Origin of the sequence: Mesorhizobium sp. M7A.F.Ca.CA.002.04.1.1 (assembly GCF_004022805.1) — a bacterium.
GTDB lineage: Bacteria > Pseudomonadota > Alphaproteobacteria > Rhizobiales > Rhizobiaceae > Mesorhizobium > Mesorhizobium ciceri.
The window spans coordinates 1-6078 of the sequence record NZ_RZPL01000325.1 but is presented as its reverse complement, the minus strand read 5'-3'; the positions used below and the strand labels follow the sequence as shown (position 1 = coordinate 6078).

The following is a 6078-nucleotide window of genomic DNA, read 5'->3' as shown; positions in this document are numbered from 1 at the left end:
ACGTTATCCTGCGCGGCGGCGTTCAGCCGAACTATGACACGGCGAGCGTCGAAGCCGCCGCTGTGGAACTCGCCCGCATCGGCGTTGCGCCCCGTCTGATGATCGATGTCAGCCACGCCAACTCGGCCAAGAAGCCCGAGAACCAGCCCAAGGTGGCGGCAGATGTCGCCGGCCAGGTCGCGGCAGGCGACGAGCGCATCATCGGCCTGATGATCGAGAGCAATCTCGTCGCCGGCCGGCAGGACGTGGTGCCGGGCAAGCCGCTGGTCTATGGCCAGAGCATCACCGATGGCTGCATCGACTGGGCGACCACCGAGACCGTGCTGCACGGCCTTGCCGGCGCCGTCGAGTGGCGCCGCTCGGCACGCCGCGCCATGATCGACAACCGGCAGGGAGCTGCCTGACAGGGCATAGGGAAGTGGGCGGCGGTGACCGGGATTACGCCGCCCTTAATCCTTCCCATGCCGTGAACACCGATACGGCAAAGAGCAGCAGTCCGGCCGCGCGGCCGGCAAAAATGGTCGCCCGCGGATTGGCGATCAGAAGGTTGCGGCTGCGGCCGGCCGTGATAGCCAGCCCGCCATAGATCGCAGCCTGCGTCACCACGGTCAGCAGCCCCATGACCGTCGCCTGCATCCAGATCGGACCGTAGTCCGGTTTCAGGAACTGCGGGTAGACGGCAAGCACGAACAGGTATGCCTTCGGGTTGATCAGGCAGGTCACAAATCCCTGGCGAAACGCCTTCCATGCGGAACGGCTGCCGGCAGGCCCCTCCTGGCCGACGATGATGGAACTGCGCATCAGCGTGATGCCTATGAAGGCCATGTAGGCGGCGCCGGCAAGCAGCAGCGGCTTGAACAGGATCGGCACGAAATGCATCAGCAGGCCGACGCCGATGGCGCCGTTCAGCGTGTGCACCATGCCGCCGACCATGATGCCGCCGGTCGCGGCAAGGCCTCGGTCGCGGCCGCCGGTCAGTGCATTGGCAAGCACGAAGAGCATATCCATGCCCGGAACGGCGATGATGCCGAACAGCAGGATAAAGAAAAGCCAGAGATTTTCCGCATAGCCCATGTCAGTTGCCTGCCGCCTCGATCCGCCAAACCGCAGCGGAACCTGTTGATTTTCAATTCGATAGGCGCTCCTATAGGTCAGCCCAACTGACGATGGTGTGTCAGTTGTGATGGAAACCGGGCGAGAAAAATGCGCAAGGCGTCGCGCCTGTTCGAGATCATCCAGATCGTGCGGCTGGCGCGGCAGCCGGTGACGGCAGCGACGATCGCCGAGCGGCTGGAGGTGACGGTGCGCTCGATCTATCGCGACATTGCCGCCCTGCAGGCGATGCGCGTGCCGATCGAGGGCGGGCGCGGCATCGGCTACATCCTGCGTCCCGGCTTCGACCTGCCGCCGCTGATGTTCTCGATCGAGGAGATGGAGGCGATCGTCCTGTCGCTGGCGCTGCTGGAGCGCACCGGCGACAGCGAGCTCAAGCAGGCGGCCAAGCGCGTCAGCGCCAAGATCGCCGGCGCGGTGCCGCCGCCCTTGCGCCAGGTATTCGACGCCAATGCGCTGCACGCGTGGGGGTTCGCCGCGCCTTCGACCGGCGCGATCGACCTTGCGCTGGTGCGACGCGCCATCCGCGACGAGGAGAAGCTCGACCTCTCCTATCGAGACGAAATGGGCCGCGCCTCCGAGCGCCTCATCCGCCCGATCGCGCTGATCTACTACGCCGAAACCGCCAACATCGTCGCCTGGTGCGAGCTGCGCCAGGCGATCCGCAATTTCCGCAGCGACCGGATCGCGGATTGCCAGGCGACCGGGTTACGCTTCAAGGGCGAAGGCGACCGCTTGCGGCAGGTCTGGGTGAATGGATGGGAGACGAACGTCGCTGCCACGGCCGTCTGAGCGGGCTTATATCACCGTACGTCCACCCAGCGCTTTTCCTCGAACGAGCGCGCCATCGCGTGCACCGTGCGCTCGATCTCCAGCCCTTCGGCAAACTCGATGAGCCGCGCCGGCTTGCCTTCAAGCCGCGTCAGCAATTCGTGGCACTCGATGATCTTGAGATCGTTGAAGCCGAGGCCATGGCCCGGCGCCGGCACGAAGAGGTCATAGGGCTTGTGGTGCGGCGCCACCAGGATGGTGCGGTAGCCCTGTTCGGTCGGCCGGTCTGATGTGAGATAGAGCTGGAATTCGTTCGATCGTTCCTGGTCGAACAGGATCGACCCTTTAGAGCCGAAGATCTGGACGGCGATGCGGCCCTTGCGGCCCCAGGCTGAGCGGTTGACCAGCAGCGTGCCGGCAATGCCGTTTTCCAGATGCATCAGCACGCTGGCGATGTCGTAGGTCTCCACCGCGCGACGACCGCCGCTGGCCAGCTTGCGATCGGCATAGGGTTTAGCCATGTCGCAGATGACACTGGCGACGCGGCCGAACAGGGCCGAGACCAGAGACAGCGGATGCACGGCGAAATCGTCGAGCGCGCCATAGCCGGAAGCTGCTTCGTGCTTCCAGAAGAACAGCGCTTCGGGGTCGGCCATGAAGTCCTCGTCCATCTCGATGCGCAGATGGTTGACCTCGCCGATGATCTTCTCTTCCAGCAGCGCGCCGATATGGCGGATGGCCGGGCTCTGGATGTAGTTGTAGCCGAGGGCCGCGACCTTGCCGGACTTTTTCGCCGCGGCCGCCATCGCCTCGGCCTCGGCAAAGCTCGGCGCCATCGGCTTTTCGCACCACAGATGCTTGCCTGCTTCGAGGATGGCGACGGCCATTTCCGGGTGGAACTGGTTGGGCGTGGTCAGCGAGACGATGTCGACTTCGGGATCGTTGACGACGGCGCGCCAGTCGCCCGACGCCTTGGCGAAACCGAACTCGCCCGCCTTGCGCCGGGCAAGCTCTTCATTGACCTCGCCGAGATGGACCAGCCGTGGCTTGGCCACGTCGGGAAAGACAGCGCTGACGGCACTCCATGCGATGGCGTGACACTTGCCCATGAAACCCGTACCGATGAGACCGACGCCGACCATTTTCCGTTTCTCCACTGCTTGAAGCGCTGCGTGGATGAATTAGTCCATTTTCTCCTGAAATGGAATGTCTGCCTCATTTTTTATGGTGTTCTTGCGCAGGCTCGCTATGATGAGGCACAGAGGACGCTTCACGCATGAGCCTGGACAGAGCGACGATGGACGAACGGGTACCTCGCGATTTCGAGACGCTGCGCACCACCATCCTGGAGCGACGCGAAAGCCTGCCGAAACGCATCGCCCAGATCGCTGCCCATGCGCTCGACAATCCCGACGATATCGCCTTCGGCACCGCCGCCAGCATCGCCGCTTCGGCGGGCGTGCAGCCTTCGACCCTGATCCGATTTGCCCAGCAGCTTGGCTTCGATGGTTTCACCAGCCTGCAGCAGGTGTTTCGCGAGCGGCTGCGCGAGCGCAACTCATCCTATGACGAAAGGCTGCAGGCGCTGCGCGTCAAGGCTGAGGGAGGCGCCGGCCACCGGGCGATCTTCGACGGCTTCGTCGCCGCCGCCTCAACCTCGCTCAACGACATCTCGCGCACGCTGGACGAAGCGCATCTGGAAGACGCTATTTCCCTGCTGGCAAAGGCGGAAACCATCTATGTGCTGGCCAAGCGGCGCTCCTATCCGGTGGCGTCCTACATCGCCTATGCACTGGGCAAGCTGAAGATCCGCAACCAGCTGATCGAATCGGCGGCCGGGCTGAATGCCGAGATGATCGGCTTCGCCACGCCGGCGGATGCCGTCATCGCCATCTCCTTCTCGCCCTACGCGCCCGCCACGATCGAGGAGGCGCGCAGCATTTCGGAACAGGGCGTGCCGATCGTCGCCATCACCGACAGCTCGTTTTCGCCGCTCGCCCAGTTCGCCAAGGTCTGGTTCGAGGTTGCCGAGGCCGATTTCGCCGGCTTCCGCTCACTGTCGGCGACAATGGCGCTGGCCATGGCACTGACCGTCGGCGTCGGCGAGAAGCGGCGCGACACGGGCAGGAAGCGCAAGGCCTGATCCACCGCCGAAAAGGTACTTTTCACCGAAGGAATGCTCATTCCATATTGACTATGGATTGGAATTATTATTTCATATTCCCGGCGCCACGCTGCCGCTCGCGCGTGTACCCCAACACAACAAGGCCGACGGGAGGTTCCAATGAGCGAAGCCGTGGACGCTGAATACGCGCCGCTCGACGTCATCACCATCGGTCGCGCTTCCGTCGACCTTTACGGCCAGCAGATCGGCTCGCGGCTGGAGGACATCACCTCCTTCGCCAAGTCGGTCGGCGGCTGCCCGGCCAACATCTCGGTCGGCACCGCCAGGCTCGGCCTGCGCTCGGCGCTGCTCACCCGCGTCGGCGACGAGCAGATGGGCCGCTTCATCCGCGAGCAGCTGACGCGTGAAGGCGTCAATGTCGACGGGCTCAAGACCGACAAGGAGCGGCTAACCGCACTGGTGCTGCTGTCGGTCGAGGACGAAGGCGTCTCGCCGATGATCTTCTATCGCTCGGACTGCGCCGACATGGCGCTGGCGCCGGAAGACATCGATGAGGCCTTCATCGCCTCGGCGCGCTCGATCGTCGTCACCGGCACGCATTTTTCCAGGCCTAACAGCGATGCCGCGCAGCGCAAGGCGATCCGCATCATGAAGGCCAAGGGCGGCAAGGTGGTGTTCGACATCGACTACCGGCCGAACCTGTGGGGTCTCGCCGGCCATGCCGAAGGGTTCGAGCGCTATGTAAAATCGGACCGGGTCTCGGCGCAGCTGAAGACGGTGCTGCCCGACTGCGACCTCATCGTCGGCACCGAGGAAGAGATCATGATCGCGTCGGGCGCCGATGATTGCCTGAGCGCCTTGAAGACGATCCGCTCGCTGTCGTCCGCCACCATCGTCCTGAAGCGCGGCGCGATGGGCTGCATCGTCTATGACGGACCGATCAGCGACGATCTCGAGGACGGCGTCGTCGGCAAGGGGTTTCCGATTGAGATCTACAATGTGCTCGGCGCCGGCGACGCCTTCATGTCGGGCTTTCTGCGCGGCTGGCTGGGCGGCGAAGACCATGCGACGGCGGCGACCTGGGCCAATGCCTGCGGCGCCTTCGCCGTGTCGCGGCTGCTCTGCGCGCCGGAATATCCGACCTTCGAGGAGCTGCGGTTCTTCCTCAAGAACGGCAGCAGGCATCTAGCGTTGCGCAAGGACGAGGCGATCAACCACATCCATTGGGCAACGACGCGCCGGCGCGACATTCCCTCGATGATGGCGCTCGCCTGCGACCACCGCGTGCAGCTCGAGGATGTGGCGGCGAAGGCCGGTGCCGATCCCGCACGCATCCAGGATTTCAAGGTGCTGGCGGTCAAGGCGGCGGCGAAGGTTGCCGCCGGCCGCGACGGCTACGGCATGCTGATCGACGAGAAACACGGCCGCAAGGCGATGTTCGAATTCGCCAGGCATTCCTTCGCCTGGCTCGGGCGGCCGGTGGAGCTGCCGGGTTCGCGGCCGCTGCGCTTCGAATTCTCGCAGGACATCGGCTCGCAGCTCACCGAGTGGCCGGTCGACCATTGCATCAAATGCCTGTGCTTCTATCATCCCGACGATCCGGCGGCGCTCAAGGACGAACAGCAGCAGAAGTTGCGCGCGCTGTTCGAAGCGGCGCGGAAGGTCGGCAGGGAACTTCTCATCGAGATCATTGCCGGCAAGCATGGCAAGCTCGACGACACGACGATCCCGCGCGCGCTGGAGGAACTCTATGCGCTCGGCATCAAGCCGGACTGGTGGAAGCTCGAGCCGCAGGCGTCGAGCGGCGCCTGGGCGAAGATCGAGGCCGTGATCCTGAAGCACGACCCCTGGTGCCGCGGCGTCGTGCTGCTGGGCCTGGAAGCGCCGCAGGACGAGCTGGAAGCGGCGTTCGCCGCCACCGCCAAGGCACCCATCGTCAAGGGTTTTGCCGTCGGCCGCACCATCTTCGTCCATGCGGCCGAACAATGGCTGGCCGGCAGGATGTCGGATGACGAGGCGATCGCCGACATGGCGCAGCGCTTCGAACAGTTGACGGATGCGTGGCTTGC

5 protein-coding genes and 1 pseudogene are annotated in these 6078 nt (G+C 64.5%); 4 read left to right on the top strand and 2 right to left on the bottom strand.

All coding sequences use genetic code 11. The features are described from left to right. Nucleotides 1–404, top strand: a pseudogene (locus ENZ75_RS17765) (3-deoxy-7-phosphoheptulonate synthase); the annotation flags it as partial. Between the two features lie 34 nt (nucleotides 405–438). On the opposite strand, the gene ENZ75_RS17760 reads toward ENZ75_RS17765, so the two are convergent. Continuing rightward, complete coding sequence (locus ENZ75_RS17760; protein ID WP_027161048.1) at nucleotides 439–1074, bottom strand: LysE family translocator; 636 nt, start codon at nucleotides 1072–1074, stop codon at nucleotides 439–441. Between the two features lie 129 nt (nucleotides 1075–1203). On the opposite strand from ENZ75_RS17760, the gene ENZ75_RS17755 reads away from it, so the two are divergent. Then, the gene (locus ENZ75_RS17755; protein ID WP_063169771.1) at nucleotides 1204–1905 is read left to right on the top strand and encodes a YafY family protein; all 702 of its coding nucleotides are present in this window, start codon (nucleotides 1204–1206) and stop codon (nucleotides 1903–1905) included. Between the two features lie 11 nt (nucleotides 1906–1916). Here ENZ75_RS17755 and ENZ75_RS17750 read toward each other — a convergent pair whose 3' ends face one another. After that, a complete protein-coding gene (locus ENZ75_RS17750; protein WP_013528369.1) occupies nucleotides 1917–3026 on the bottom strand; it encodes a Gfo/Idh/MocA family oxidoreductase in 1110 nt (369 codons plus the stop codon). Between the two features lie 155 nt (nucleotides 3027–3181). Between ENZ75_RS17750 and ENZ75_RS17745 the strand changes: the two genes are divergently transcribed. Then, nucleotides 3182–4027 (top strand): MurR/RpiR family transcriptional regulator, encoded by an 846-nt coding sequence (locus tag ENZ75_RS17745; protein WP_024502014.1) that lies wholly within the window; start codon nucleotides 3182–3184, stop codon nucleotides 4025–4027. Between the two features lie 141 nt (nucleotides 4028–4168). Further along, a partial coding sequence (gene iolC / locus ENZ75_RS17740; protein ID WP_128278210.1) for a 5-dehydro-2-deoxygluconokinase occupies nucleotides 4169–6078 on the top strand: 1910 nt, incomplete at its 3' end.